This window comes from Propionicimonas sp., from assembly GCF_047606205.1.
GTDB lineage: Bacteria > Actinomycetota > Actinomycetes > Propionibacteriales > Propionibacteriaceae > Propionicimonas.
Genome location: NZ_JASGES010000131.1, coordinates 1 through 25,583 on the forward strand (window position 1 = coordinate 1; position 25,583 = coordinate 25,583).

The window sequence follows — 25,583 nt, forward strand, 5'->3', positions numbered from 1 at the left end:
CGAAGCCGAGAGCGCGCGGCCAGCGCGCCGAGCCCAGCCAGCCCCAGCACGCGACAGCCAGGGCCAGCGCAACGGCCGGCACGGGCCACGGCCAGCGCGGCAGCACGCAACAGCGAGCCAGCCACGGGCCGCACAGCCGCCCAGCTCTCGCGAGCCAGCCGAGGGACAGCGAACGCGGCACGCGGCCATCACAGGCCCCAGCGCAGCCAGCCCGGCCACCAATCGCGGCCGATTCTTGCCAGTCGCCAGACACCCGTGAAACGGGGTCGTTTTCGAGCGTGACGACTAGGGGAAACAGGTACCCCTCAGCTAGTTCTGTGGGTAGGTTTCGGGGAGAGCTGGGGAAAGTCCTTGTCTCACTATGTGAAACATAGGACTGGATGACTTGCGCGGTTCCTGGCCAGGAACAGGCTGATCGCCGCACTCGCTCCCGGAACGGTGCTGGTCGAGGCCGCGGCGAGGTCCGGGGCCCGCAACACCGTCACCTGGGCCAACGCCCTCGGGCGCGTGGTGATGGCGGTACCCGGGCCCGTGACCAGCGCCACCTCGGTGACGCCGCATCGTCTGATCAGGGAGGCGGAGGCCGTCCTGGTCACGACCGCCGCCGATGTCCTCGAGTTGCTCTCCCCGCTCGGTGGCCGCCCGGCGGCACCGGCGAGCGAGCGCAGGGCCACCGACGAGCTGTCGACCGATGAGTTGCGGGTCTTCGAGGCGGTCCCGGGGCGGGGCGCCCTGCCGGCCGGCGAGCTGGCACTGCGGGCGGCGCTCACGGTGCCGCGATGCCTCGCGGTCCTCGACCTCCTCGCCGAGCGGGGGTTCCTCGTGCAGGACGAGCAGGGGGGGTGGAAGCTGCCGCCGAGGGCGGGTCAGCGTGCGCGATAGTCCTCCAGCAGGCGCAGCCACACCTCGCTCGCTGTGGGGTAGGACGGGACGGCGTGCCACAACTGCGTCGCGGTCAGCCGACAGACGATCGCAATCGTCGCCGCGTGAACGAGTTCGGCCACCTCCTGGCCGGCGAACGTGGCTCCGAGCAGCCGCTCGGAGCCCGCCTCGAACACGAGCTTCGCCTGACCGGACGCGTCGTCGCGCAGGAGGGAGAACCCCGCGGCGCTGGTCAACGGGACCTGCGCGCACCGCGTCGCGGCGCCACGCGCGACCGCGTCGGCCTCGGTGAGCCCCACGGAGGCGACCTGGGGATCGGTGAAGACCACCTGTGGCACCGGCACCTCGGCAGGGACGTCCGGGTCGGGGCGGCCCTCGGCGCGAGCGGCGATCCGCTCACCCATCAGGCGGGCACGGTACTTGCCCCAGTGGGTCAGCGGTGCCTCCCCGCTGGCGTCGCCGACGGCGTAGAGCCAGTCGGGTCGCCCGGCGGGGTCGGCGAACCCGTCCCCGGTGAGCCCGATGGTCTCCAGGCCGATGTCGGAGGTCGCCGGCGTTCGGCCCGTGGCGACCAGGACCTCGGAGAACTCCTGGCCGCGGCCCTCGACCTCGATGAGCACCGGGCCGCCGTGGACACGCCCCAGTCCGGTGTCGGCACCGTCCAGCCGGGCGGCGGAGTCGACCCGGGCGTCGAGCCGAACCTCGACACCCCGCCGGCCCAACCCGGCCGCGACCAGCTCGGACGCGAACGGCTCGAACCGGCTGAGCACCCTCGGGCCGCGAACGAGCAGGGTCACCGAGGCGCCGAGCGCTGCCAGCCACACGCACGCCTCGACGGCGACCACCCCTCCGCCGATGACGGCGATGGAGTCGGGCACGTCGAGGATGCCGGTCGCATCGCGGGACGTCCACGGGTGGAGGTCGGCGAACAGCCGGGGTACGACCGGCCGGCTCCCGGTCGCGACGACGACGGCGTGGCGGGCGATCACCTCCCTGGCACCGTTCGCGTCCTCGATGAGAACCCTGCGTTCACCGGTGATCCGGCCGGTACCCCGGGCCACCTCGATGCCGGCTCCTCGGGCCCAGTCCGCCTGCCCCTTGTCGTTGTAGCCGGACACCCAGCTGTCCCTGCGCGCGAGAAGTGCCGGCACGTCGAGTTCCAGCCGGTGGGGGAGGCCCGGCAGGTGTTCGGCGGCCGCCTGCACGTCCAGCGGCCGCAGGAGCGCCTTGCTCGGCATGCACGCGTAGTACGAGCACTCCCCGCCGACCAGCTCGCGCTCGACCAGCAGGGCCGTGCGGCCAGATCCGCGGATCGCGTAGTCCGCCACGTTCTCGCCCGCCGGTCCCGCACCGATCACCACCACGTCGAAGCTCTGGGTCGCCATGCCCCCAGTGTCGTACAGGTCACGGTTCGGCAACAGTCACCCGGGGCGGGCCCACTCGCGCAACGCCGGACCGGGCCGGGGCGTGGGAGGGGCATGAGGAACATCCGCACACTGGCCGCAGCGGCGGTCGTCCCCATCCTGGTCCTGTTCGCCGGCTGCTCGAGCTCCGGCTCGGCGGCCTCCCTCCCTGAGGACGTGAGGGCCGCCGACGGTTCGGTGGCCGAGGGTTCGGGCGCAGGCTCCCCGGAGGACGTGCCGGCCGGCGAGCCGGGGACGACCCTCACCCCCCAACTGGCGAGGACGGCCCGGGTCGGCCTGACCGTGACCGATGTCGGCGCCGCGGCCACCCGCCTCCGGGAACTCGCCGTGTCGATGAACGGGCAGGTGACCTCCGAGAATCTGGTCAGCCGCGACGACTCCGACCCCGACAGCGGGCCGACCTCGACGATGGTGCTGCAGGTCCCGGCCGACCGCCTGGACGCGACCCTCGATCAGGTGGCGGCCATCGGGACGCTCACCAGCCGGGTGATCTCGTCGGAGGACGTCAGTACGGAGGTGGCCGACGTGGGGGCGCGGCTGAAGACGCTGGATGCGTCCATCGACCGGCTGCGCGAGCTGTCGAAGCGCGCCGGGACCATCCGTGAACTCACCGAGCTCGAGGGAGAACTCACCAGCCGGATCGCCGAACGCGACTCCCTGACCGCCCAGCAACGGGTTCTGTCCGGACGGGTTGCGCAGTCCCCGGTGACGATCACCCTCAGCACGCCGGCCAGGGCGAGCGCGCTGGAGACCACGGGCTTCCTCGGTGGTCTGCTGGCGGGCTGGAACGCACTCCTGGCCAGCAGCAGGATGCTGATGACCGTCGTGGGAGCGGTGCTGCCGTTCCTGGTTGCCGTGGCCGTGATCGCGGTGCCGGTGCTGGTCTGGCGTCGACGCGTGCGGCGGCCCGCCACGGCGAAGCCTGCCGATCCCGCCGACGCGCCCCGGCCGCCCGAGTCGGGCGAGTAGCGGCCGGGCGAGGCGAGATGGCCGACGCCCGGTCCCCCGTCGGGGGGACAGACAGCCGGCCCGGGGTTGCCTACCATGATGGGCAGCAGGGGGGAGCAGCCGCTCGCTGTTGCGAGGCCGAAAGGCTGGGAGCGACTGACCTGAGGATTACCTGATCGCAGCGCCTGAGTGGAGCGGATGACCGGTTCGGTCGTCCGCTCCGCTGCGTTCGCGGAGGGACCGGGCCGGTTCGCCGGCACCGGGCAGCGACTTGCTAAGAGAACCTAGCGCCGCTAAGAATGATCAGCATGAGCTTGAGTCCGCGCGAACGCGAGATCCTCGCGCTGCTCCGGGCCCAACCCATGCTCGATGCGGCAGGCCTGGCCCGTCGGCTGGGCACCACCAAGGGAGCCGTCGCCGTCGCCCTGTCCTCGCTGACCCAGAAGGGCGAGATCGTCGGTCGCGGCTACGTGCTGCGCGACGAGCCGTGGGCCGTGGTCGTCGGCGGCGCGGCGTGGGACGTGAAGGCCCGCAGCGGCGCGGCGACCCGCCTGCACACCTCGAACCCTGCCACGGTGAGCAGGACACCGGGAGGCGTCGGGCGCAACATCGCCGAGGGCATCGCCCGGCTGGAGGGACGCGTCCACCTGGTCTCCGCGGTCGGTGCGGACGCGGCGGGCGGTGAGCTCCTCGCCCGCACCGCGGAGGCGGGCGTCTACGTCGACAGGGTGTTCGCCAGCACCGCCCACGCCACGGCCAGCTACCTGGCCGCGCTCGACGTGGACGGCGAGCTGGTGGTCGGCCTGTCCGACTTCGCCGCCACCGACGCGATGGGCGTCGAGGCCCTGGCCGGATCGCAGGAGTTGATCGGCCACGCCGCCGTGGTCGTCGTGGACGCCAACATCCCTGCCGAGGTCGCCGACTGGGTGCTCGGCGTGGCCGCCCCGCGCGGGGTGAAGGTCGTGCTGGAACCGGTCAGCGTGGCCAAGGCGACCAGGATCGCGCCGCTGCTCACCGCGGGACGTCCGGTCTTCGCCGTGACCCCGAACGTCGACGAGCTCGCCGCGCTGGCCGGACGCGACGTGCGCGACGACGAACCGGCGATCGTCTCGGCGGCACGGTCGCTGCACGCGCGCGGTGTGTCCCACGTCTGGGTGAGCCGGGGCAGCGGGGGGAGCCTGCTGGTCAGCGAGGACCTCGCGGTGCCGATCGCTGCGGTCGAGGCCGAGGTGACCGATGTCACCGGTGCCGGGGACGCCATGACGGCCGGCTTCGTCCGTGGCCTGCTCGCCGGCGAGGATCCCGTGACCGCGGCCCGCCAGGGGCACCTGGCCGCGGCCCTGACCGTGGCCAGTGGCCACACCGTCCGACCAGACCTGGGTGTCGCGTTCCGTGCGGCACTCGCCGACAGTGAGAGAGCACACCGATGACCGAACCCCATCCGATGCTGGCCGTGGCCGACGAGGTGCGGGACGCGCTCGCGTCCGGGCACCCCGTCGTCGCCCTCGAGTCGACCATCATCAGCCACGGCATGCCCTACCCGAAGAACGTGCAGACCGCCCGGGAGGTCGAGCAGATCATCCGCGAGGGCGGGGCGGTGCCCGCCACCGTGGCGGTCCTGCACGGGGTCCCGCGGATCGGCCTCGACGACGCCGAGCTCGACCTGTTGGGCTCCGACGAGCACGTGCGCAAGGTGAGCATCCGCGACCTGCCCTGGGTGGTGGCGCGCGGCGAGCACGGCGCCACGACCGTGGCCTCGACCATGCGGCTGGCCTCGCTCGCCGGCATCCAGGTGTTCGTGACCGGGGGGCTGGGCGGCGTCCACCGCGGCGCGGAGAACTCGATGGACGTCTCGGCCGACCTCACCGAACTCAGCCTCACCGACGTCGCCGTGGTCAGCGCGGGCGTGAAGTCGCTGCTGGACATCGGCCGCACGCTGGAGGTGCTGGAGACCCTCGGGGTTCCGGTGATCTCGATCGGGTCCGACGACTTCCCGTCCTTCTACTCCCGCTCGAGCGGCTTCCGCTCCCCGCTGCGGCTCGACCGGGCCGAAGAGGTCGCGGCCACGATGCGGGCGAAGTGGGACCTCGGCATCGCCGGCGGCCTGGTCGTCGCCAACCCGATCCCCGCCGAGGAGGAGATCCCCGAGGCAGTGATCGGCCGGCTGATCGATCGCGCGGTCGCGGAAGCCGGCGAGCGGGGCATCACCGGAGCGGCCATCACGCCCTACCTGCTCGGTCGGATCGTGGAGCTCTCCGAGGGCGACTCGCTGCGGGCGAACATCGCCCTGGTCAAGAACAACGCGCGGCTGGGTGCCGCGGTCGCCGTCGCCTACGCGGCACGCTGAGAGCGACCCGCGCCGGCCGGGCCTGGTCGACGGCGCCGACGACCAGACCGTCGGCACCCGGTGCCCGGTGCCGGCACCCGGTGCCGGGGGAGACCCGGCGGGGCATCGCTGATCAGCCGCCGGCGACCCCCTTGTCCGGGAAGGCCCTGGCGAGGGCGTCGGGCAGCGTCGAGCCGAGAGTGATGGTGCTGCCGTTCACCGCGACCACGCCCACCAGTTCGGTGATCGCGTTGTTCTGCGCGGTCAGGAAGACCGGCTGCAGGTAGACCGTGCTGCCCCGGATCGGCAGCACCAGCATCGAGCCGAACGTGACGGTGCTCCCCGGCTGGTTCCACAGGGTCAGCTGCTGGGCGATGTCGGGATCCTGGTTGATCCGGGCGCTGACCTGCGCCGCCCCGAGGATCACTCTGCTCTTGGGCAGCGTGAAGACCGTCTTGGCCCCATAGCTGTCCGGCTCGGAGGACGCGGTCAGCCAGCCCACGAGGTCGTCGCGGTTCGGCAGCACGTAGGGCTGGACGAGGTCCAGCCCCGTGCCCGTGCCCGAGGTGTCGAGCAGGACGTACTGCGGGCTGAGCGTCTTGCCGGAGGCGTCGCTGGGGATCCGCCAGGTGTCCTCCTGGTTGTAGAACACGGTCGGGTCGCTCACGTGGTACTTCGCGAACACCTGGGTCTGTGCGGCGAACAGCTTCAGCGGAACCCGCAGGTGCGCGGCCAGCGCGGCGGGGATCGTGTCGTGGCTGATCACGCCGGGGAAGATCCGTTCCCACGCGTCCCGCACCGGGTCGGCGCCGACGGCGTAGAAGTGCATCTGCCCCGTCTCGGCGTCCACGGTGACCTTCACGGAGCTGCGCACGTAGTTGGTGCCGTTCGGGAAGGCCGAACTGTTCGGCAGGCTCTGGGAGTAGGGGAAGTGGTCACTGGTGGTGTAGGCGTCGATGATCCAGGTGATCCGGCCGTCCACGATCGCGGCGTAGGGCGTGTCGTAGGTGAGCCACGGCGCGATCTTCGACGCCCTGGCCACGACGCCGCGGTTGAGCAGGATCCGGCTGTCGTCGTGGACGTAGCCGGAGACCAGCAGGTCGACCGAGCGCAGCCGCAGCGCCCAGGCGAGCCGGTTCAGCGGCCCGCCGATGGTGACGCCGTCACTGCCCGCGTAGCGGTTCTTCACGTTCTTCGTGCCGCTGGGGTAGTCGAACTCGTCCATCCCGGTGTTGACCACCACCCAGTCGGACTGGTCAGGTCCGAAGTACACCCGGGGCTGGGTGATCCTCAGCGAGGAGGCGTCCTTCACCGTCGAGCTGACGGTGGCCGGCACGTCGCCGACCAGGAACTGCGGGAACCCCTCCTTCGAGGTCTGGCTGGCCGAGCTGATCGCCAGCCCGTAGCCGTGGGTGTAGACGAGCCGGCGGTTCACGAAGCTGCTGCCGGCCGAGGGCAGGTTCGACGGCGAGATCTCGCGCGCCGACACCAGCACCTGCTCGAGCCTGCCGTCGATCCGGTACCGGTCGGTGCTGATCGAGGACAGCTGGTAGTAGGGGCGGATCGTCTGGAGCTGGTTGAACGCCTGCGCGACCGTGGACGACGACCACACCGCGGCCGTGGACAGCTCGTCCCGCACCTGCGAGGTGTCGGCGGAAGGGACGGTGTCCGCGCCCTCGTGGCTCTGCGGGCTGACCTGGTCGAGCTGGTAGGCGAGCCGGGTCATCTCCACGTTGCGGGCCAGGTAGGGCAGCTCCAGGGTGGCCTCGTTGGGACGCGTCCAGAACCGCTGCACGGCTGCGGGTGCCAGGGTCGAGGTCAGCAACGCCATCACGATCAGGCCGACGAACGACCACACCGCCGGCCGGAAGTTCCGCTGCCGTGAGGTGATCGCCAGCACGGCGGCGATCACCAGGCACACCACGACCATCGCGATCAGGCCGGGGAGCTGGACGGTGACGTCGGTGAAGGACGCGCCGACGAACGCCGTCTGCGTCGTGGAGTAGCTCAGCTGCCACACCCTCAGCACGTAGCTGGCCGCCGCGACGACCATCAGGGTGGCGAGCAGCCGCCAGAAGATGCGCCGGACCCGCCACCAGTCGGCGTGGATGCGTCCGGTGTAGTCGAGCCGGCTGGAGATGAACACGATCGTGACGTGCACGGCCATCGTGAGCAGGACGAGCTGGAAGCCCCAGCCGACCACCAGTTCGAGGGCGGGCAGCGTGAACACGAAGAAGCCGACATCGAGGCCGAACTGGGGGTCGGTGATACCGAACGGGGACTGCGCCCAGGCGAGCCGGAACACCATCCAGTTGTTGGACATGGTGACGCCCATGGCGGCGGCGACGGCGAAGGCCGCGACGGCCGTGACCGCCCGGAACCGTCCCTTCGCGCCGACCGCTGCCCACGCGCTCCTGCTGGCCAGCAGCAGCGCGACGAAGTTGAGGGCCGTCGAGGTGCCCCACACCGCCCAGATGGACGCGTAGCGCGTCCAGAACACCGCGTCCTCCCCGACGCTGGCGTACCACTCGTGGTCGGTCCAGGTCAGCAGCCAGGCGTAGCCGATCACGATCACGGCGATCACACCGACGATCAGCCCGAAGATCGGGCCGAAGCGTCGCAACGACCGGCGGACGCGGGCCGCCCTGCCCGGCGTGCCGCCCTTGCCGTCCGCCTCGGCCGGGGTGCCGGAGGGGGTCGCGGCCGCGCTAGTCATTGGTGAGCTCGCAGTCGATGGCGACGATCCCGGTGCCGACGAAGTCGTCGTGCTCGATGCTGAACCTGCGGCTGCGGGAGTGCTTGACGAAGAAAGCGGACGTGTTGTCCCACAGCTCACCGCTCAGCTGGTAGCCGCCGCCGAGCAGGGGAGGGCTGATCAGGCGCGCCCGGAGCCGGTGCCGTCCCGGTGAGCTGTCCAGCGCCAGCTGGGGGCTCTGCCGGTCCGAGGCGAAGACCTCCACGTTCTCGCTGTTGTGGATCGTGTAGGTGAAGGTGAGCTGGGGGACCGGCCGCTTCACCGTGTAGCTGAGCTCGAGGAAGACGTCCTCGCCGTGCAGGAAGGTCGAGGTCGGCGTGCCCTCCGCGTTGGTGAAGCGCGCGCGGCGCACCTCCACGACGTCGGACTTCTCCAGCAGCGCGTCCTCGGCCGCGTCCTGCCGAACCTCCGAGCGCATCGAGGCGCGTTCCTTGCGCAGGAACTCCTCGTAGGCCTGGGCGACCGGGCCCACCTCGCCGTCCTCCACCAGTTTTCCCTTGTTGATCCAGATCGCCCGGGTGCAGAACGCCTTCACGGTGCCGAGCGCGTGGCTGACGAACAGGATGGTGCAGCCGCGTTCGCGGATCTGGCCCATCCGCTCGATGCACTTGAGCTTGAAGATCTCGTCGCCGACACTGAGCGCCTCGTCGACGATCAGGATGTCGGGCTCCACGCTGGCCGAGACCGCGAAGCCGAGCCGCGACTTCATGCCCGAGGAGTAGGTGCGGACGGGTTGGTTGATGTGCTCGCCGATGTCGGCGAAGTCGATGATCTCCTGCCTGCGGGCGTCGGCCTCCTCGCGCGGGATGCCCATGGCCAGAGCACGCAGGTAGATGTTCTCCACGCCGGTGAGCTGCGAGTCGAACCCGCTGGTCAGTTCCAGCATGGCGGAGATGCGTCCGTTGACCCGCACCGAGCCGCTGGTCGGGGTGGTGACGCCGGCGATGATCTTGGACAGGGTGGACTTGCCCGATCCGTTACGGCCGAGGATCCCGACGATGTCGCCGCGCTCGAAGGTGGCACTGACCTTGTTGAGGGCGACGAACCGGCCGCCGGTGGGGGCCTTGCGGAATGGGGCGATCGCACGGGCCAGCGAGCTGGAATAGGTGCGGTAGATCTTGGTGAGGTCCTTCACCTCGACGGCGGGACCGTCCGTCCTGGACTCCTCGATCACCACGTCGGCGTGCGGGTTGGTCATCTGGGTCACCTCTACAGGACGTCGGCGAACTCGGGGGCGAGCCGGGTGAAGACGAAGCTGCTCAGCAGCGTCAGCACGGCCATCAGGCCCCAGAAGTAGGCGGTGTAGGGAAGGGAGGACGTGACCCAGTTGTGCAGCACGAGGGAGTCACGGTAGCCCTGGATCACGTAGGCGAGGGGGTTCGCGAGGATGATGTAGCGGGCGGGGAGGCCGATCTTGGTCGCCGACCACAGCACGGGGGTCACCCAGAACAGCAGCTGCAGGCCGGACTTGATCAGGTGCCCGATGTCGGCGCTGATCGCGATCACGGCGGAGAACAGTGTGGAGACGACGAGGCTGAGGACGAAGCCGCACAGCATGTAGTAGGGCAGCTGGAAGGCCGTGAACGTCAGCCCGTAGCCCGTGACGAGCAGCAGGATGATGTTCAGGCAGATCATCACCAGGTGCACGAAGAAGTGCGACAGCACCTCCGAGACCGGCAGGGTGGCGACGGGATAGCTCATCTTGGTGACGAACTGGGAGTTCCGGCGGATCGAGTCACCGGCCTCGCGCAGGCACTCCGACATGAAGAACCAGGCGAGGTTCCCCGGGATCAGCCAGATGATGTACGGAGCGCCGACCGCTCTGCTCGCGCCGCCGCGAAGGCCGATCGAGACCGCGAACCAGTAAGCGGTGATGTAGATGGCCGGCCGCAGCACCGCCCAGGCGACGCCGAGGGCCGAACCGCTGTACCGCTTGGTGAGCGCGACCTGAGCCATGCCATAGGTGCGCTGCCAGTTCTGGAAATTGATGAGGGCCAGTTCCCTGGTGGCGCGGATGGACTCGCCGAGCATGTGTCACTCCCTGCTGCCGTGTAGGGGAACCAGCAACAGACAGCGGGATTGGACTGTACCCCTGTGGCGGGCGCGATCAAGAATCGCCCGCGGGTGTGTCAGCGTCCGAACAGCGCCTCGCGGCCGGGCGGGGTCATCATCGGGCCCAGCTGAACGGGCGCGGGCAGGCCTGTCGGGACGCCGGGAAAGAGCAGGACTCCGCCCTCGGGAACGAGGTGGAGCGACGGCATCCGACGGAGGCGGACGGTGAGTTCGGTGTGGGTCATGATCGAGTCCTCGGGTGATGCCGCCGGCGTCGCAGGGCGCTCCCGGACGGCGAGTGGGTGGAGTTGGACGTCAGTGCGACAGTCGACAACAAAAACCCCGGAGCATGGCGGCAGCGACGACGCGCGCCTGGTCCGGACTCATGGCGAGGAGAATACGCGGCGGGCGGCACGGTTTCCGAGCCCGGTCTCGGATCGTGGATGGGCTCTGCGGACCGGGCCGGCGAAATCTTGCAGTGACCGACCGTCGGTCAGTATCGTGGCGAGGGCGGATGACCAGGCCTGCGGAAAGGGTGTCGGCAGCATGGCGCGGATCACGAAGGACCCTGCGGAGCGGAGGGACGAGCTGCTGGACATCGCGCTCGGGCTGTGCCGCGAGCACGGGTTCGAGACCATGAACGTCGAGCAGGTCACCCGTGCCGCGGGCGTGGCGAAGGGTACCTTCTACCACTACTTCGCCTCGAAGGAGGAGATGCTCGAACAGCTTGTCCAGCGGTTCGGGGACGCCCTGTTCCAGAGCCTGGTCTCCGCTGTGCCGGGAGCGGGCGCGACGGGTGCCGAGCGGCTGAGGGCGATCATGAACGCGGCCGCCGAGTACAAGCTCGCTCAGGCCGACATCGCCTACGCCTCCTTCCTCTATCACGCCGGCAACCTTCCCCTGCGCCACCGCCTGTTCGCCACGTGGCGGGGGCAGGCGCGCCACGTGCTGATGCCGGTGATCCGCGACGGCGTCGCGGACGGCTCGTTCTCGGTGGTGAACGCCGACTGCGCGACCGACATCGTCTTGATGCTCTGGTTCGACGCGGCCGACCAGCTCTGGGAGCGGGCACTCCTCGCCCCCGATGCGGACAGCTTCGTCGCGACGATGCTCCACGGGGCCGCAGCGATCTACCAGGCCCAGGAACGGGTCCTGGGTCTCCCCGACGGAACCTTCGAGCTTCCGGAGGGCTCCGAGCTCATCGCGTTGACCACACAACTCTTCCATTCCATCGACAGGAACCACCCATGAAGCGCAAGACGCTCATCGCGACCGGCGTCACTGCGGCGGCGGTCCTCGCCCTCGGGGGCGGCTACGCCTATTCCGTCACCAGCGACCGTCCGGTGGTCGGGGTGGCGCAGGCCACGGTGGCGCCGATGAGCGTCACCGTGAACGCGTCCGGGTCGCTCATCGCCGCTCACTCTGCCGGGGTGTACCCGCCTGCCGCGGGCACGGTCGCGTCGGTCACGGTGCACGACGGCGACAAGGTGTCTGACGGCGACATCCTCGCCGTGATGGCGAAGGGACCGCTGAAGCTGGCCGTGGCCCAGGCCAGAGCCGCCCACACGGCGGCACAGGCTCAGCTGGCCGCGGTGAACGACGGCGTGCCCAGCGCGATCCAGCATTCGGCGGCCAGTGCCGCGCTCTCGGCGGCCCGCTCGCAGGTCTCCACGGCGAAGCAGAACTACGCCGCGTACCTCGCCGACTATCGGGACGCGAGTTCGTCGGAGCGGAAGACCATGCGGTCGACGCTGCGCACTCTGAGAACAGCGAAGGCGACGGCCGACGCCGCTCTGAAGTCCGCGCAGGCCGGACTGGACACGCTGGCCGTGGCCGGACGGGTGTCGCTGGCCCGCACGGCCGCCGCGCAGGCGGTGAGCGCGACCGCCAAGGCGCTCGCTGTCGCTGAGGACGACCTCGAGGGAGCCGCCCTGCGGGCGCCCTTCGACGGCACCGTCACCTGGGAGGGCACGATGGAGAAGGGCTCGGCGCTCACGCCGGGCATCGCGGCGTTCACCGTCGTCGACGCCACGCGAATGGCGTTCGAGGCGCAGGTGTTCGAGAGCGACATCTCCTCGGTGGAGGCCGACCAGAAGGCCACCATCACCCTGGACGCGTTCGACGACACCTTCGCCGGGGCCGTGGAGCGGGTGCAGGCCAGCCCGGTCACGACCAGCACCGGCACCATCGCCTTCCCGGTCCGGGTCTCGCTGGAAGCCGGCCACGCGCGGCTGTTCCAGGGCATGAGCGGATCTGCCGAGATCGAGGTGGAGTCGATCCCCGACGCGCTCATCGTCCCGGTCGAGGCGGTGCTCACCAGCGGTGGAGAGAAGACGGTGTTCGTCCTGGACGCCGGCGATGTGGCGCACGCCACCGCGGTGAGGATCGGGGCGTCCACCGACACGGCGGCGCAGGTGGTGAGCGGCCTGTCGGCGGGTGACCGGGTGGTCACTACCGGCGCGTCCTCTCTGTCTGACGGTCAGCGGGTCTCGACGCGGTGAGCCCGACCGTGAGCGAACAGCCGTCCCCGATCGTCGAGATCACGGGCCTGACCAAGATCTACGGCAGCGGCGTGGCCGAGGTCACCGCCCTGGACCGCGTCGACCTGCGCGTTCCCGAGGGGCAGTTCATCACCGTGATGGGCCCCTCCGGCTGCGGCAAGTCGACGCTGCTGAACCTGCTCGGCGGCCTGGACAACCCCACCGACGGCACGATCCGCATCGACGGACAGGCCCTCGGCGACCTGCCCGACGACCGGCTGACCGAGTTGCGCAGGCGTCGGATCGGGTTCGTGTTCCAGTTCTTCAACCTGATCCCGGTCCTGAACGCCGTCGAGAACGCGTCCCTGCCGTTGCGGCTCGACGGCGCGAAGGACGCCGAGGACCGCGCCGTCGCGTGGCTGGAGCGGGTGGGGCTGGGCGACCGCCTGCGCAATCGGCCCGACCAGCTCTCGGGCGGACAGCAGCAGCGCGTGGCGATCGCCCGTGCGTTGTCCACCGAGCCGGCGCTCGTCCTGGCCGACGAGCCCACCGGGAACCTCGACTCGCGCTCGGCCACCGAGATCGGCGAACTGCTCAGCCAGGTGAGCACCGAATGGGGACGCAGCGTCCTGATGGTCACCCACGACCCTCGCATCGCCAGCTTCGCGCAGCGGCTCGTGCTGATGCGGGACGGCCGCGTGGTCGACGATGTGGAGCTGGACGGGAGCCATGACGGGCCGCGCCGGGCCCTGGAGAAGGCCGGCCTGTTGTGACCCTCTCCCTCGCTTGGCGGTACCTGCGCGGTCGAGGTGCCCGTTCGCTGCTGACCACCCTCGCTGTCGTGTTCGGGGTGATGCTCACCTTCGGGCTGAACGGGATCCTGCCCGCGATGACGGAGGCGTTCACCCACAATCTGCTCTCCGCGGCGGGCAAGGTCGACCTGACGGTGACCAGCGCCTACAACCAGCCGTTCCGACCGGACGTGGTCGACACGGTGTTGCGGGTCCCGCAGGTGCAGGAGGCCAGCCCGGGGGTGCAGCGCGCGGTGCCGCTCCCGCAGTCCTCCGACGTCTCGGCGGACGCACCGGCGCAGCTGATGGTGGTCGGGATCGATCTGGCGACGGCGGAGCAGGTGCACGACTATCCGCTCGCTTCCGGACGGATGCTGACCGCGGGCGACAACGCGTCGGTCATGATGAACGCCGACCTCGCCGACGAGTTGGGCCTCGGCCTGGCTGACCGGCTCGTCCTGCCCGCGGCCGGCGGCACCACCCGGTTCACGGTGGTGGGGCTGCTCAGCACGGCGACGGTCCCGGGCCAGGAGCAGGTCTACCTCACGCTGCCGGCGGCCCAACAGCTGCTCGGGTTCGGCGACCGGATCACCCAGGTGGAGGCGGTCTTCGCGTCCGGCGCGGACCGCACGCGGGTCGAGCAGCAGGTCGCCGCGGCGCTCGGCCCCGACTACCAGGTCGGAGGCCTGTCGACCGAGTCAACCCTGCTCGCGTCGCTGCAGACGGCCCAGGTGGCGTTCAACATGTTCGGCATCTTCGCGCTCGCCACGGCCGGGTTCATCATCGCCAACTCGTTCCGAACCGTCGTGGCGGAGCGGCGTCGCGACATCGGCATGCTGCGCGCGATCGGGGCACGACGGGGCACGATCATGCAGCTGTTCCTGGCCGAGTCGGTGTTTCAGGGGATCATCGGCACCGCGCTGGGCATCACCGCCGGCTGGCTGATGGCCATCGGCTACTTCGCGGCCATGGGGCCGCTGGTCGAGTCGTTCATCCACATCCGGATCGCCGGCCCGGTGTTCACGCCGGCGACCTGGCTCAGCTCGATCCTGCTCGGAGTCGGGGTCACCGTGGTCGCAGCACTGCTGCCCGCACGGGCGGCCGGGCGGGTGACGCCACTGGAGGCGATGCGTCCACAGCTCGGCGAGGTGTACGAGCGCCGGGTCGGCAGGCGTGCGTGGATCGGCGCAGGCCTGGTCGTGGCGTCCCTGTTCGGCCTGACCAGCGGCCAGTCGAACCTGATCGGCCTCGGTGCGGTCGTGTTCCTGATCGGCTTCGCGATGGTGGCCCCCGCGGTGGTCAACCCGATCGCGCAGTGGGCGTCCCACCCGCTGGAACTGCTGTTCTCCCGGGAGGGCCCGATCGCCCGGAGCAATCTGCAGCGCAATCCGGGTCGCAGCGGCATCACGGTGACCGCGGTGATGCTGGGCCTGGCCTCGATCGTCGCGACGATCAGCATGGTGAGCTCGATCTTCGCCGGCTTCACCAGCTACCTCGACAAGTCGTTGTCGTCGGACTACCTGCTGATTCCGCAGTCGATCATCCTGGGCCAGGGCAACGTGGCTGCCGGGCCGCGGCTGGCCGCCCAGGTGAACGCTGTCCCGGGCATTGGCGCGGTCTCGACGTTGCGACTGGGCCAGGCGACCTCGGACGGTGGGGACGTGCAGGTGTTCGGGATCGACCCGGACACCTACCTCGGCGTCGCGGACTTCGACTGGAACACCGGTTCGTCGGACGCGGCGGTCACGCAGCTCGCCTCGGGGCGGTGGGTGATCGCGAACGGCATCTACGCCACCCAGCACAATCTCGTGGTGGGCCAGGCGATAGCGCTGGACACCCCGAACGGGCCGCGCACGTATCATCTGGCTGGAATCGGCAACGACTACCTGAACGCGAAGCTGTCCACGCTGTACACCTCGCGGGTGAACCTGGAGCGGGACTTCGCCGTGACCGCCGACATGCTGGTGATGGCGAACCGGACAGCGGGCGCGGACGCGGGCACGACGAAGGCGCTGCTGTCGAAGGTGGTGGCGGACTATCCCGCGTTCCGGCTGTACGAGTCGGAGTCATGGCGAGCCGAGCAGATGAAGACCTTCGACTCGACGATCGTGATCTTCGACGTCCTGGTGGCCGCGTTGGCGCTGCCGTCCCTGCTGGCGCTGGTGAACACCTTGGCGATCAGCGTGCTGGCCCGGACCCGCGAGATCGGCATGCTGCGCGCCGTCGGAGCGACGCGACGGCAGATCCGCCGGATGGTGATGGCGGAGTCGCTGCTGCTGAGCGTGATCGGCACCGGTTTCGGCGCGATCGCCGGGATCTGGCTGGGCTACGCCCTGGTCGCGGCGATGAGCGCGCTGGGATGGCAGATGCCATACGCGTTCCCCTGGTCGGGCCTGCTCGCCACCGTGGTGGTCGGCATCGTGTTCGGCGTCCTCGCGGCGCTCGGTCCGGCACGCTCGGCCTCACGGCTCGACGTGGTGGCGGCCCTGCACCAGGAGTGAGGCGCGTGCGGCCGGAGATTCGTCGGGGCCGCAGCCGGGACATGATTGTTCGGCAGTCTCCTAGAACGGCCAGACGACCGGGACCCAGAACACGGCGACCACGAGGAACAGCAGCAGGAGCGGCAGGCCGAGCTTCCAGTAGTCGGTGAACCGGTAGCCGCCTGGCTCCATCACCATGGTGTTGGCGGCGGTCGCGACCGGGGTGAGGAAGGATGCTGCGCCTGCCACGGTGAGGGCCATCATGAACGGCAGCACGGAGACCTGCAGATCGGCGGCCAGGACGGTGGCGATCGGGGCCACGATCAGCACCGTCGCCGTGTTCGAGATCAGCTGCCCGAGGACCGCGGTCAGCACGCACATCGCGGCAAGGGCGAGGGTGGGCGAGGCGTTGCCGATGATGCCGAGCAGGCCGCGGGCGATCAGGTCCGCCGTGCCGGTGCTGATGAAGGCGGTCGAGAGCGGGATCATGCCGCCCACGAGGACGACGGTCGTCCAGGAGACCGACCGGTAGGCCTGGGTGGGAGTGAGGACGCCGGTGAGCACGACCGCGGCTGCGGCGAGCAGTCCGGCCACGGCGGGCGGCACCACCCCCACGGCGAGCAGCACCACCATGGCGGCGAGGATGCCGATCGCGCGCCTGGCGCCGACACCCAGGGGGACCGCCCTGCGCAGGGTGGCGGGGTCGTTGACCACCAGGACCTCCGGACCGGAGGTGTGCGTCTGCAGGTTCTCCCAGGTGCCGCGCAGCAGGAGGGTGTCACCGGGCCGGAGGTGGACATCGGGGCCGGCGAGGTCCTCACCGCCGCGTTGCAGGCCGAGCACCACGAGGTCGCCGCTCGGGGTGGTCATGCCGGGAAAGAGGTGCAGGCCGATCAGCTCCGAGCGCGGCGCCACCACCACCTCGGTGACGCCCTTGCGCACGCCGACCAATTCGGTGCCCTCCGGGATCGCGTACTGCGTGCGGAGTGTCCGTGCGTGGTTGGTCACGTCGGAGGGGAGCTCGGTGGGGGCGCGGTCGGGGAGCAGCCGGCGACCGAACAGGGCGATGATCGCGATCGTGCCGACGACGAGCGGGACGCCGACCAGCCCGAACTCGAAGAAGCTGAACGGGCGGGCGCCCGCCTCCGCGGCGGCCTCGCTGACGATGATGTTCACCGGGGTGCCGGTGAGGGCGAGCATCGATCCGGCGTGGGCGGAGAACGCCAGCGGCATCAGCAGCTGGCTCGGTGTGAGGCCGACCCGGATGGCGACCACGACCACCACCGGGATCAGGGCCGCGACCGCCCCGTTGACACTGATCAGTGCGGTGAGGAACGCGACGAGGAGGCTGATCACGATCAGGAGCGGGGTGCGTTTCGTCCCGCCCCGGCTGACCACCTGCTGACCCGCCCAGGCCGTGACGCCGGTGGCGTCCAGGGCCTCCGACACGATGAACAGCGCGGCGATGAACAGGACGGTCGGGTCGCCGAACCCGGCCAGCGCCTGGTTCAGGGTGAGGACGCCGCTCGCCCACAGCGCCAGGGCCACGCCCAGGGCAACGATCCCGATGGGGACGCGGTTCGACATGAAGGCGATCACGGCCAGCGCGAGGATCGTCAGCACGATCGCCACAGGACTCACGGGTGCACCCTAGCGGCAACCACCCCGCGCGGAGCGGTAGCCGATCCTCGAGGCGCCATGAGGTCGCCTTCTTTCGTGCCAACGACTTTGGCGCGTCCGGAGTGCACCGGGTGTGTGGCAGATCGGTGGAGATTGCTGGGTCGCCGGTGCGCAGACGGTGGCGTGCGCGGCGGAAATCTTGATATTCCTTTAGATGGAAGTCATATTCCATCTATGAGAAGTGAAGCGCCGGCATTGCTCCCGATCTTTCGGAGCCAGGCGCAGGGCGAGATCCTGGCGCTGCTGTTGCTCCATCCGGATCAGGAGTTCAGCCTCACCGACCTGTCGCGCCGGGTCAACGCTCCGCTCACCTCGATACACCGGGAGGTCGAGCGACTTGCCGAGGCGACACTGGTTGCCGAGCGCCAGGTGGGACGTAACCGCATGGTGCGGGCGCACCCCGCACACCCTGCCTGGGAGCCGTTGACGAGGTTGCTGGAACTCAGCTTCGGCCCGCAGCACGTCGTCGCGGAAGAGTTCGCGGACATAGACGGGGCAAGCCGGGTGCTGATCTTCGGAAGTTGGGCGGCACGGCACGCGGGCCGGGCGGGCGCTGTACCCCACGACGTCGATGTCCTGGTGGTGGGGGAGGGGGTCGCCCGGGCGGACGTGTACGAGGCCGCTGACCGCGCCCAGGGCAGGCTCGGCCTCCCCGTGAACCCGGCCATTCGGACCCCGGCGCAATGGACGGACCCCGACGATCCCCTCAGCGCCCAGATCCGGTCTTCGCCCAGGCTGACCGTGCTCGGAGAGGAGGACGTCGATGGCACGCTGGCCGCGCGGTGAGGCCGACGTCGAACGTCTCGTGGGCCTGGGGCACCTCCAGCACGTCACCGGCGCCGCGGCGGACGGCACGCCACTGCTCGCCAAGGCGCGGCGCACCCTGGCAACGGCAGAGTCGGTTGCGCCGAGCGACGCGGACAGCGCCTTCGTCCTCGCCTACGACGCCGCCCGGTACGCCGCGACGGCACTTCTCGCGCATCAGGGGCCGCGGCCCACCACGGCCGGCGGGCACGTCGCGGTGGAATCGGCCATCCGTGCACAGTTCGGCGACGGCTTCCGACGCTTCGGGTTCCTGCGCCGACGACGCAACGAACTCGAGTACCCGAGCGCCGGCTCCACGACCTCCGACGTCGAGGAGGCGAACGAGGCAGTGGCCCAGTCCCGCAGCATCATCGAAGCGGCAGGCCAGCTCCTGCCCAACCTCAGCTTCTTCGGCTGATCCCTCTGCACACTCCTGCCCACACCTGCCCACCAGGGACCAATCTGCCCCCGGCGATGTTGTGCATATGTTGTGCAAGGCTCCAGGTACGGCAGTGGCTCTGACTATCTCGCCTAGTCAGAGCCACAATCGCTGGGTGTCCGAGAGAGGACTTGAACCTCCACGCCCGATAAAGGGCACTAGCACCTCAAGCTAGCGCGTCTACCTATTCCGCCACCCGGACAGGGTGTGCCCGGGGATCGCCCGGACAGCCAGAGCACTATAGCCAATCGGCGCACCGGTTGGCGAAACGACGCCTCGGGCCTTCGCGGGCGGGTGGCAGGATGGCGGCATGGATGCCCATCCCCGTGCCGCTGACGAGGTCGCCGGCCTCTGCCGTGACCTGATCCGGTTCGACACCTCCAACTTCGGGCCCTCGGGGGCGAAGGGGGAGCGCGAGGCCGCAGAGTATGTCGCCGCGCGGCTCGACGAGGTCGGCATCTCCAGCATCCTGTTGGAGTCCGAGCAGCGGCGGGCCTCGCTGGTGGCCGAATGGGCGCCCGGGGGGTGCGACACCTCGCTTCCGCCGCTGATGATCCACGGCCACACCGACGTGGTTCCCGCCGTGGCGTCCGACTGGACGGTCGACCCGTTCGCCGGCGAGCTGATCGACGACTACGTCTGGGGGCGAGGCGCAGTCGACATGAAGGACTTCGACGCGATCGTCCTCGCCGTCGTCCGCGAACGGCAGCGGACCGGACGGCCACCACGTCGTCCGGTCCGGCTCGTGTTCACCGCGGACGAGGAGGCCGGCGGCCCCCGCGGTTCCGGCTGGCTCGCCGAGAACCACCCCGACCTCGTCGCCGACTGCACGGAGGCCATCGGTGAGGTCGGCGGCTTCTCGCTCACCGTGAACGAGCGGCGCCTGTACCTGATCCAGACCGCGGAGAAGGGCCTCGCCTGGCTGAACCTGATCGCCGACGGCACCGCCGGCCACGGTTCGATGCGGAACGACGACAACGCGATCACCCACCTTGCCGAGGCGGTCAGCCGGGTCGGCAACCACCGCTGGCCCGCGCGGATCCGTCCCGCCCAGCAGCAGTTCCTGGACGCCGTCGAGGCCGCCCTCGGCGTCCGGATCGGCACCGACGACGTCGAGCAGACCCTGGCCCGGCTCGGCTCGATCGCCCGCATGGTCGGCGCCACCATGTCGCACACCGCCAACCCGACGATGCTCGGCGGCGGCTACAAGGTGAACGTCATTCCCGGCCAGGCCACCGCGGGGATCGACGGGCGGTTCATTCCCGGCCACGAACAGGAGTTCTACGACACGATCACGGAGCTCATCGGGGAGAAGGTCCGCTACGAGGTGGTCACCGGCGACGTGGCCGTCGAGACCACCTTCGACGGCGACCTCGCCGCCGCCATGACCGCCAGCCTCCAGGCCGCCGACCCCGGCTCGCTCGCCGTGCCGTTCATGATGAGCGCCGGCACCGACGCCAAGGCCTGGTCGAAGCTCGGCATCCGCTGCTTCGGGTTCGCGCCGCTGCGGCTGCCCCCCGAACTCGACTTCGTCGCCCTCTTCCACGGCGTGGACGAGCGGGTGCCGGTCGAGTCGCTGGAGTTCGGTTGCCGCGTCCTCGACGACTTCCTCGATCGGGCCTGATCGGTCAGGGCGCCAGCGCGGCGAGGTGATCCCTGGCGTGGCGGTGGCCGAGCAGCTCGTAGCCGACCACGACGATCGCGGGCGCGATCGCGACGATCATCACGCAGACCCCGAAGGGGGCGCCCGAGGCGGCCAGTCCGAGCGCTCCCGCCAGGGCCACCACCACGCCGGCGAACAGGCCCAGGTGGAGCAGGTCCAGCCTCCGCACGAGCATCGCGTAGAGCACGAACAGCACGACCATGAACACCATCACCGGCATCGCCACCGCCTGCACGGCGCCGAACGTCCCCACCTCGGCCGTCCCCTCCACCACATAGGCGGCGAGGTCGAGTCCCGCCCCCATCGCGGCGATCGACGCGAACAGCGGCAGGTGGCCGTAGCCGAACAGGAACGCCGCTCCCGGCCGCTGGTGCAGGATCTGCGCGAACGGCACAGTGAAGTAGACCCACCACACCCCGAAGGTGAGCACCGTTCCCGCCGCCACCAGGACGATCGCGTCGGCGCTCCACCCGTGTTCGGCAATCACCGGCTGGACGGCGGCGATCGTGCCGAGCACCCCCTCACCCAGGGCGATGATGGTCAACAGGCCGTACCGCTCGGCGATGTGATGGGGGTGCCACGGTGTCCCGCCGTTCTTCCGCTCCGCGAAGAGCGGGCCACCCAGTTCGACCAGATACAGCACGCACGCGCAGCCCAGCGTGACCGGGAGGGACGCGGGGGAGAGGGCGAGGGCCACCCAGCCCACCTGCGCGACCGCCGTGTAGGCGATGTACGCCGTCGCCGTCCTGCGGTACCGGGGCGACTGCAGGGCGACGCGCGCCCACTGCACCACCAGCGCCAGCCGCATCACCACATAGCCCGCGACCACCACCCGGTTCTCCAGACCGTGCCCCGAGTCCAGCGACTCGAACACGTCCGACAAGCCGAGCGCGAGCACGAGCACGCCGACCATCTCCACCATCGTGGTCAGGCGGTAGAACCAGTCGTCGGTGTCGAAGGCTGAGGCGAACCAGCTGACGTTGATCCAGGCCCAGATGATGGCGAACATGACGAACCCGAAGGCGAGCAGCGCCGCGCCCACGTGGCCCTCGGCGAGGACGTGTGCGAACTCGCTGGCGGCGATGCCGATCGCTGCGACGAACGCCAGGTCGAGCAGCAGTTCCAGGGATGTCGCGACGCGATGGCGCTCACCCGGGTCCCGCCCGGTCATCGGCCGGATCGGATGGTTCAGCTGCACGGCGCCCTCGGACACGTTTCCCCCTCCTGAGGTGGTGGCGACAGCATGCCCGACGCCGCCCGCGTCCCCGTTCGTCCCGCCCCGCGGTCAGACCGGGCGCTCGCCCTTGCCCGCCCGCTCGACGCAGCTCTCGATGCGTCGCCGCCTGGTCTCGGGACGCTTCGCCAGCGCGAGCCGGCCGAGCACCATCTTCCGCACCCCGGCCGGGTAGGCGTCCCAGGTGGCTCTCGCTACCGGGTCCGCGGCCAGGGCGACGACCAGATCCTCGGGCTCCTGCAGTGCCTCGACCGAGTCGAACACCGTCCACAGCCCGTTCGCCTTCGCCCTGCTGATCTCGGCCAGGCCGGCCGGCTGCAGGCGTCCCTCCCGCTCCAGGTCGGCCACCCTCGCCTTGTTCGACGCCGACCACGGGCTGCCCGGACGCCGGTGGGTCATCCACAGCATCGATCGGGTCTCGTCGAGCGGCCGTGACTGGCCGTCGATCCAGCCCCAGCACAGGGCCTCCCGGATCAGTTCGTCGTAGCTGAGGTGCACCCGCCCCGAGGACGGCTTCCAGATCACCACCCAGACCCCGTCGTCCCTGGCGTGGTTCGCGGCCAGCCAGTCGTGCCAGTCCGCGAGTCCGGACGGCTGGAAGCGCTCGGCGTCCGCCATGCCCATGTCCGCTCCTCCCTGCGCCCGCAGCATCCGCTTCAGGGCGTGATGGTGGGTTCGTACCCCTCCCGACCGGCGTTCGGACCTCCGGAGACGTCGTCGAGCGCGGAGACGATCTCCGCCGGCAGTTCCAGGTCCTCGCAGGCGAGGTAGGGCTCCAGCTGGGCGACCGTCCGCGCGCCCAGCAGCGGAGCGGTCACGCCGGGCGCGTCCCGCACCCACAGCAGGGCCACCTGCGCGGGGGTCAGGTCGAGCCCGTCGGCCGCGGTCGCGACGGCGTCCACCACCGCGCGCGACCGCGGCTCCAGGTACGGCTCGACGAACCAGGAGAAGTGCTCGGACGCCCCCCGCGAACCCCGCGGGCGGCCGGTCCGGTACTTGCCGGTCAGGACGCCCCGGCCGAGCGGCGACCACGGGAACAGGCCCATTCCGAACGCCCGGGTGGCCGGGACGACCTCCACCTCTGCCCGGCGCGCGAGCAGGGAGTACTCGACCTGCGCGGACGTGATCGGCGTGCGCCCCGGGAACGCGGCCTGCCAGGTGGCGGCCTGCGCGGTCTGCCAGCCGACGAAGTTGCAGACACCCGCATAGCGCACGTCCCCGGCGCTGACCGCGGTGTCGATCGCCGCCAGCGACTCCTCCAGCGGCGCCTGGCCCCAGGCGTGCAGCTGCCACAGGTCGACGTACTCCGAGCCCAGCCGGCGCAGCGAGCCGCGCAGGTCCGACAGCAGCGCGGCGCGCGAGGTGTCCACCACCCGGGCCCCGTCCCTGATCCCGAAGCCCGCTTTGGTCGCGATCACCAGGTCGTCCCGGTCGACGTCCCCGGCGCGGACGAGCCGCGCGATCATCCGCTCGGCGTCACCCGCGGCGTAGGCCGCCGCGGTGTCGACCAGCGAGCCGCCCGCGGCGACGAAGGCCCGCAGCAGCCCACGGGCGTCCTCCAGCCGGGTCTCCCTGCCCCAGGTGAGCGTGCCGAGGCCGAGCCGCGAGACCGCCAGCCCGCTGCTGCCCACCGACCTGCGCTGCATCATGCGACCCTACGGCTGCAGGACGCCGCTCAGCAGCAGGCCCGCCACGAGGGCGGCCAGCGCCAGCCGGTACCAGACGAAGACGGAGAAGCTGTGCTTGCTGACGTACTTCAGCAACCAGTGGATGACGGCCAGGCCGATGCCGAAGGCGAGCACGGTCGCCAGGATCGTCGGCCCCCACGCCAGGTTGGGATCGTCGGGGATGTCCTTCAGCTTGAACACGCCGGAGATGAACACCGCCGGAATGGCCAGCAGGAACGCGTACCGGGTCGCGGCCTCGCGCTTGTAGCCGAGGAACAGGCCCCCCGCGATCGTCGCTCCCGAACGGGAGACGCCCGGGATCAGCGCGAGCGCCTGGGCGAAGCCGAGCGCAATCCCGTCCCACCAGGTGAGTTGAGTGAGCTCGTAGCGATTCCGCGCCACCCGGTCGGCGATCCACAGCACGACGCCGAAGCCGGCCAGCATCGCGACGGTGATCCACAGGTTGCGCAGCTGGGTGTCGATGGCGTTCTCGAAGAGCAGGCCCAGCACGCCGATCGGGATCGAGCCGATGATCACCAGCCAGCCCATCCGCGCGTCCGGGTCGTCGCGGGGGACGCGGCCGACCAGCGAGAGCGCCCACCGGCTGATGATCCGTCCGATGTCCTTCGCGAAGTAGAGGATCACCGCCGTCTCGGTGCCGAGCTGGGTGACCGCGGTGAACGCCGCGCCGGGGTCGTGGCCGCCGAAGAAGAGCTGGCCGACGATCGACTGGTGGGCGCTGGAGGAGATCGGGAGGAACTCGGTGAGTCCCTGGACGATGCCCAGCACGATCGCTTCCAACCAGCCCATGTCGCGGGCCCCCTTTCGGCTCGCAGGACACCTTAGCCGGGCCGCCGGGCCGCCCCGGCGTGGGGCCGTCGCGGCCGGGTAGGCTGCCGCCCATGCGTGCCTGGTCGAGTATCGAGGTGCCTGCGCTTCCCGATGCGGGGCGGGGCGGGGTCCGGGTGCACGACACCCTCAGCGGGCGGCTCCAGCCGGCCGGCCCTCAGACCGGGCAGGCGCGGCTCTACGCCTGCGGCATCACTCCCTACGACGCCACCCACCTGGGGCACGCCGCCACCTACGTCGCCGTCGACCTGCTGCACAGGGCCTGGCTGGACGCGGGACTGAGCGTCCGCTACGCCCAGAACGTCACCGACGTCGACGATCCGCTGCTGGAGCGTGCCGAGGCCACCGGCGTCGACTGGGCGCGGCTCGCGACCGACCAGATCGAGCTCTACCGCGACGACATGGCCGCCCTCCGCGTGCTGCCCCCGGCGCAGCTGGACGGCGTCGTGGAGAACCTCGAGCGGGTGACCGACCTGATCGAGGTCCTGCGCGAGCGACAGGCCGTCTACCAGGTGCCCGACCCGGAGTATCCCGACTGGTACTTCTCGGTCACCAAGGCCAGCAACCTGCTGCAGGGGACCGGGATCTCGATGCTGGAGGCCGAGCACGTCTTCGCCGAGCGCGGCGGCGACCCCGACCGTCCCGGCAAGCGGCACCGGCTGGACTGTCTGGTGTGGCGGCAGGCGCGTCCGGGCGAGCCCGCCTGGGACTCCTGGCTGGGCCGCGGGCGTCCGGGCTGGCACATCGAGTGCACGGCGATCTCGCTCGCCGAGCTGGGCGAGAATTTCGACGTCCAGGCCGGCGGACGCGACCTCGCCTTCCCGCACCACCCGATGTGCGCGGCCGAGTCGGTCGTGGCCACCGGTCAGCCGATGGCGAAGGTGTTCCTGCACACCGGGATGGTCGCGCTCGACGGCCAGAAGATGAGCAAGTCCCTGGGCAATCTGGTGTTCGTCAGCCGGCTGCGCTCCGACGGCGTCGACCCGATGGCGATCCGGCTGGTGCTGCTCGCCCACCCCTACCGCGCCGACTGGGAGTACACCGACGCGGTGCTCGCCGCCGCGCAGGCGCGGCTCGACCGCTGGCGCGCGGCGGTGGCGCGCCCGTCC

23 protein-coding genes and 1 tRNA gene are annotated in these 25,583 nt (G+C 70.6%); 12 read left to right on the top strand and 12 right to left on the bottom strand.

The annotated features are described in order from the left end of the window. The coding region (locus QM633_RS08370) for a hypothetical protein (protein ID WP_415153290.1) at nucleotides 1-181 on the bottom strand (181 nt) is incomplete at its 3' end. A 215-nt stretch (nucleotides 182-396) separates the two neighbouring features. Between QM633_RS08370 and QM633_RS08375 the strand changes: the two genes are divergently transcribed. Beyond that, nucleotides 397-882, top strand: a complete 486-nt coding sequence (locus QM633_RS08375) for a DNA-processing protein DprA (protein WP_415153316.1) — start codon at nucleotides 397-399, stop codon at nucleotides 880-882. On the opposite strand, the gene QM633_RS08380 is transcribed toward QM633_RS08375, so the two are convergent. Then, a complete protein-coding gene (locus QM633_RS08380) occupies nucleotides 867-2,267 on the bottom strand; it encodes a dihydrolipoyl dehydrogenase family protein (RefSeq protein ID WP_415153291.1) in 1,401 nt (466 codons plus the stop codon). The genes QM633_RS08375 and QM633_RS08380 overlap by 16 nt on opposite strands. A 93-nt stretch (nucleotides 2,268-2,360) precedes the next feature. Between QM633_RS08380 and QM633_RS08385 the strand changes: the two genes are divergently transcribed. From QM633_RS08385 to QM633_RS08395, 3 genes are all read left to right on the top strand, one after another. Continuing rightward, nucleotides 2,361-3,275 carry a DUF4349 domain-containing protein gene (locus QM633_RS08385; protein ID WP_415153292.1) on the top strand — a complete coding sequence of 305 codons (915 nt, stop codon included), beginning with the start codon at nucleotides 2,361-2,363 and terminating at the stop codon, nucleotides 3,273-3,275. A gap of 287 nt (nucleotides 3,276-3,562) precedes the next feature. Then, entirely contained in the window at nucleotides 3,563-4,684 is a 1,122-nt protein-coding gene (locus QM633_RS08390; RefSeq protein ID WP_415153294.1) for a PfkB family carbohydrate kinase, read from the top strand. Continuing rightward, the gene (locus QM633_RS08395; RefSeq protein ID WP_415153295.1) at nucleotides 4,681-5,601 is read left to right on the top strand and encodes a pseudouridine-5'-phosphate glycosidase; all 921 of its coding nucleotides are present in this window, start codon (nucleotides 4,681-4,683) and stop codon (nucleotides 5,599-5,601) included. Before QM633_RS08390 ends, QM633_RS08395 begins: the two co-directional genes overlap by 4 nt. Before the next feature lie 112 nt (nucleotides 5,602-5,713). Here the strand turns inward: QM633_RS08395 and QM633_RS08400 are convergent, their stop codons facing one another. The 4 genes from QM633_RS08400 to QM633_RS08415 form a co-directional block, all read right to left on the bottom strand. Continuing rightward, nucleotides 5,714-8,296: a UPF0182 family protein gene (locus QM633_RS08400; RefSeq protein WP_415153296.1), complete on the bottom strand. Its 2,583-nt coding sequence runs from the start codon at nucleotides 8,294-8,296 to the stop codon at nucleotides 5,714-5,716. Then, nucleotides 8,289-9,533, bottom strand: a complete 1,245-nt coding sequence (locus QM633_RS08405) for an ABC transporter ATP-binding protein (protein ID WP_415153298.1) — start codon at nucleotides 9,531-9,533, stop codon at nucleotides 8,289-8,291. Before QM633_RS08405 ends, QM633_RS08400 begins: the two co-directional genes overlap by 8 nt. A gap of 11 nt (nucleotides 9,534-9,544) precedes the next feature. Next, nucleotides 9,545-10,366 (bottom strand): ABC transporter permease, encoded by an 822-nt coding sequence (locus QM633_RS08410; RefSeq protein ID WP_415153299.1) that lies wholly within the window; start codon nucleotides 10,364-10,366, stop codon nucleotides 9,545-9,547. Between the two features lie 98 nt (nucleotides 10,367-10,464). After that, entirely contained in the window at nucleotides 10,465-10,632 is a 168-nt protein-coding gene (locus QM633_RS08415; protein ID WP_415153301.1) for a hypothetical protein, read from the bottom strand. 301 nt (nucleotides 10,633-10,933) lie between these two features. Here QM633_RS08415 and QM633_RS08420 point away from each other — a divergent pair, with 301 nt between their 5' ends. Genes QM633_RS08420 through QM633_RS08435 form a run of 4 tightly spaced genes read left to right on the top strand, consistent with a single transcriptional unit; the run spans nucleotide 10,934 to nucleotide 16,159 of the window. Beyond that, complete coding sequence (locus QM633_RS08420) at nucleotides 10,934-11,638, top strand: TetR/AcrR family transcriptional regulator (protein ID WP_415153303.1); 705 nt, start codon at nucleotides 10,934-10,936, stop codon at nucleotides 11,636-11,638. Next, the gene (locus tag QM633_RS08425; RefSeq protein WP_415153304.1) at nucleotides 11,635-12,888 is read left to right on the top strand and encodes an efflux RND transporter periplasmic adaptor subunit; all 1,254 of its coding nucleotides are present in this window, start codon (nucleotides 11,635-11,637) and stop codon (nucleotides 12,886-12,888) included. The genes QM633_RS08420 and QM633_RS08425 overlap by 4 nt, the downstream gene beginning before the upstream one ends. A gap of 8 nt (nucleotides 12,889-12,896) precedes the next feature. Continuing rightward, complete coding sequence (locus QM633_RS08430; RefSeq protein WP_415153305.1) at nucleotides 12,897-13,640, top strand: ABC transporter ATP-binding protein; 744 nt, start codon at nucleotides 12,897-12,899, stop codon at nucleotides 13,638-13,640. Then, entirely contained in the window at nucleotides 13,637-16,159 is a 2,523-nt protein-coding gene (locus tag QM633_RS08435; protein ID WP_415153306.1) for an ABC transporter permease, read from the top strand. The genes QM633_RS08430 and QM633_RS08435 overlap by 4 nt, the downstream gene beginning before the upstream one ends. Nucleotides 16,160-16,219: 60 nt before the next feature. Here QM633_RS08435 and QM633_RS08440 read toward each other — a convergent pair whose 3' ends face one another. After that, the gene (locus tag QM633_RS08440) at nucleotides 16,220-17,779 is read right to left on the bottom strand and encodes an SLC13 family permease (protein WP_415153307.1); all 1,560 of its coding nucleotides are present in this window, start codon (nucleotides 17,777-17,779) and stop codon (nucleotides 16,220-16,222) included. 213 nt (nucleotides 17,780-17,992) lie between these two features. Here QM633_RS08440 and QM633_RS08445 point away from each other — a divergent pair, with 213 nt between their 5' ends. Continuing rightward, nucleotides 17,993-18,604 carry an ArsR family transcriptional regulator gene (locus tag QM633_RS08445; RefSeq protein WP_415153308.1) on the top strand — a complete coding sequence of 204 codons (612 nt, stop codon included), beginning with the start codon at nucleotides 17,993-17,995 and terminating at the stop codon, nucleotides 18,602-18,604. Further along, nucleotides 18,582-19,040: a HEPN domain-containing protein gene (locus QM633_RS08450; RefSeq protein WP_415153309.1), complete on the top strand. Its 459-nt coding sequence runs from the start codon at nucleotides 18,582-18,584 to the stop codon at nucleotides 19,038-19,040. Before QM633_RS08445 ends, QM633_RS08450 begins: the two co-directional genes overlap by 23 nt. 137 nt (nucleotides 19,041-19,177) lie before the next feature. On the opposite strand, the gene QM633_RS08455 is transcribed toward QM633_RS08450, so the two are convergent. Next, a tRNA-Leu gene (locus QM633_RS08455) sits at nucleotides 19,178-19,263 on the bottom strand. Nucleotides 19,264-19,371: 108 nt separating this feature from the next. On the opposite strand from QM633_RS08455, the gene QM633_RS08460 reads away from it, so the two are divergent. Then, nucleotides 19,372-20,685: a M20/M25/M40 family metallo-hydrolase gene (locus QM633_RS08460; RefSeq protein WP_415153310.1), complete on the top strand. Its 1,314-nt coding sequence runs from the start codon at nucleotides 19,372-19,374 to the stop codon at nucleotides 20,683-20,685. A gap of 4 nt (nucleotides 20,686-20,689) precedes the next feature. Here the strand turns inward: QM633_RS08460 and QM633_RS08465 are convergent, their stop codons facing one another. The 4 genes from QM633_RS08465 to QM633_RS08480 form a co-directional block, all read right to left on the bottom strand. Further along, nucleotides 20,690-21,937 (bottom strand): low temperature requirement protein A, encoded by a 1,248-nt coding sequence (locus QM633_RS08465; protein WP_415153311.1) that lies wholly within the window; start codon nucleotides 21,935-21,937, stop codon nucleotides 20,690-20,692. A 72-nt stretch (nucleotides 21,938-22,009) separates the two neighbouring features. Continuing rightward, a complete protein-coding gene (locus tag QM633_RS08470; RefSeq protein WP_415153312.1) occupies nucleotides 22,010-22,582 on the bottom strand; it encodes a YdeI/OmpD-associated family protein in 573 nt (190 codons plus the stop codon). Nucleotides 22,583-22,614: 32 nt separating this feature from the next. Beyond that, nucleotides 22,615-23,604, bottom strand: a complete 990-nt coding sequence (locus QM633_RS08475; RefSeq protein ID WP_415153313.1) for an aldo/keto reductase — start codon at nucleotides 23,602-23,604, stop codon at nucleotides 22,615-22,617. Nucleotides 23,605-23,613: 9 nt separating this feature from the next. Continuing rightward, a complete protein-coding gene (locus QM633_RS08480) occupies nucleotides 23,614-24,435 on the bottom strand; it encodes an undecaprenyl-diphosphate phosphatase (RefSeq protein WP_415153314.1) in 822 nt (273 codons plus the stop codon). A gap of 92 nt (nucleotides 24,436-24,527) precedes the next feature. On the opposite strand from QM633_RS08480, the gene mshC reads away from it, so the two are divergent. Next, on the top strand, nucleotides 24,528-25,583 hold a 1,056-nt coding region (mshC, locus tag QM633_RS08485; protein WP_415153315.1), incomplete at its 3' end, for a cysteine--1-D-myo-inosityl 2-amino-2-deoxy-alpha-D-glucopyranoside ligase.

What these genes read in the sequence shown, in the direction of transcription:
- QM633_RS08450 (WP_415153309.1), top strand. Translation starts at nt 18,582, where the DNA reads ATGGCACGCTGGCCGCGCGGTGAGGCCGACGTCGAACGTCTCGTGGGC.
- QM633_RS08425 (WP_415153304.1), top strand. Translation starts at nt 11,635, where the DNA reads ATGAAGCGCAAGACGCTCATCGCGACCGGCGTCACTGCGGCGGCGGTC.
- QM633_RS08380 (WP_415153291.1), bottom strand. Translation starts at nt 2,267, where the DNA reads ATGGCGACCCAGAGCTTCGACGTGGTGGTGATCGGTGCGGGACCGGCG.
- QM633_RS08410 (WP_415153299.1), bottom strand. Translation starts at nt 10,366, where the DNA reads ATGCTCGGCGAGTCCATCCGCGCCACCAGGGAACTGGCCCTCATCAAT.
- QM633_RS08400 (WP_415153296.1), bottom strand. Translation starts at nt 8,296, where the DNA reads ATGACTAGCGCGGCCGCGACCCCCTCCGGCACCCCGGCCGAGGCGGAC.
- QM633_RS08470 (WP_415153312.1), bottom strand. Translation starts at nt 22,582, where the DNA reads ATGGGCATGGCGGACGCCGAGCGCTTCCAGCCGTCCGGACTCGCGGAC.
- QM633_RS08395 (WP_415153295.1), top strand. Translation starts at nt 4,681, where the DNA reads ATGACCGAACCCCATCCGATGCTGGCCGTGGCCGACGAGGTGCGGGAC.
- QM633_RS08480 (WP_415153314.1), bottom strand. Translation starts at nt 24,435, where the DNA reads ATGGGCTGGTTGGAAGCGATCGTGCTGGGCATCGTCCAGGGACTCACC.
- QM633_RS08405 (WP_415153298.1), bottom strand. Translation starts at nt 9,533, where the DNA reads ATGACCAACCCGCACGCCGACGTGGTGATCGAGGAGTCCAGGACGGAC.
- QM633_RS08390 (WP_415153294.1), top strand. Translation starts at nt 3,563, where the DNA reads ATGAGCTTGAGTCCGCGCGAACGCGAGATCCTCGCGCTGCTCCGGGCC.
- QM633_RS08460 (WP_415153310.1), top strand. Translation starts at nt 19,372, where the DNA reads ATGGATGCCCATCCCCGTGCCGCTGACGAGGTCGCCGGCCTCTGCCGT.
- QM633_RS08385 (WP_415153292.1), top strand. Translation starts at nt 2,361, where the DNA reads ATGAGGAACATCCGCACACTGGCCGCAGCGGCGGTCGTCCCCATCCTG.
- QM633_RS08415 (WP_415153301.1), bottom strand. Translation starts at nt 10,632, where the DNA reads ATGACCCACACCGAACTCACCGTCCGCCTCCGTCGGATGCCGTCGCTC.
- QM633_RS08445 (WP_415153308.1), top strand. Translation starts at nt 17,993, where the DNA reads ATGAGAAGTGAAGCGCCGGCATTGCTCCCGATCTTTCGGAGCCAGGCG.
- QM633_RS08420 (WP_415153303.1), top strand. Translation starts at nt 10,934, where the DNA reads ATGGCGCGGATCACGAAGGACCCTGCGGAGCGGAGGGACGAGCTGCTG.
- QM633_RS08475 (WP_415153313.1), bottom strand. Translation starts at nt 23,604, where the DNA reads ATGCAGCGCAGGTCGGTGGGCAGCAGCGGGCTGGCGGTCTCGCGGCTC.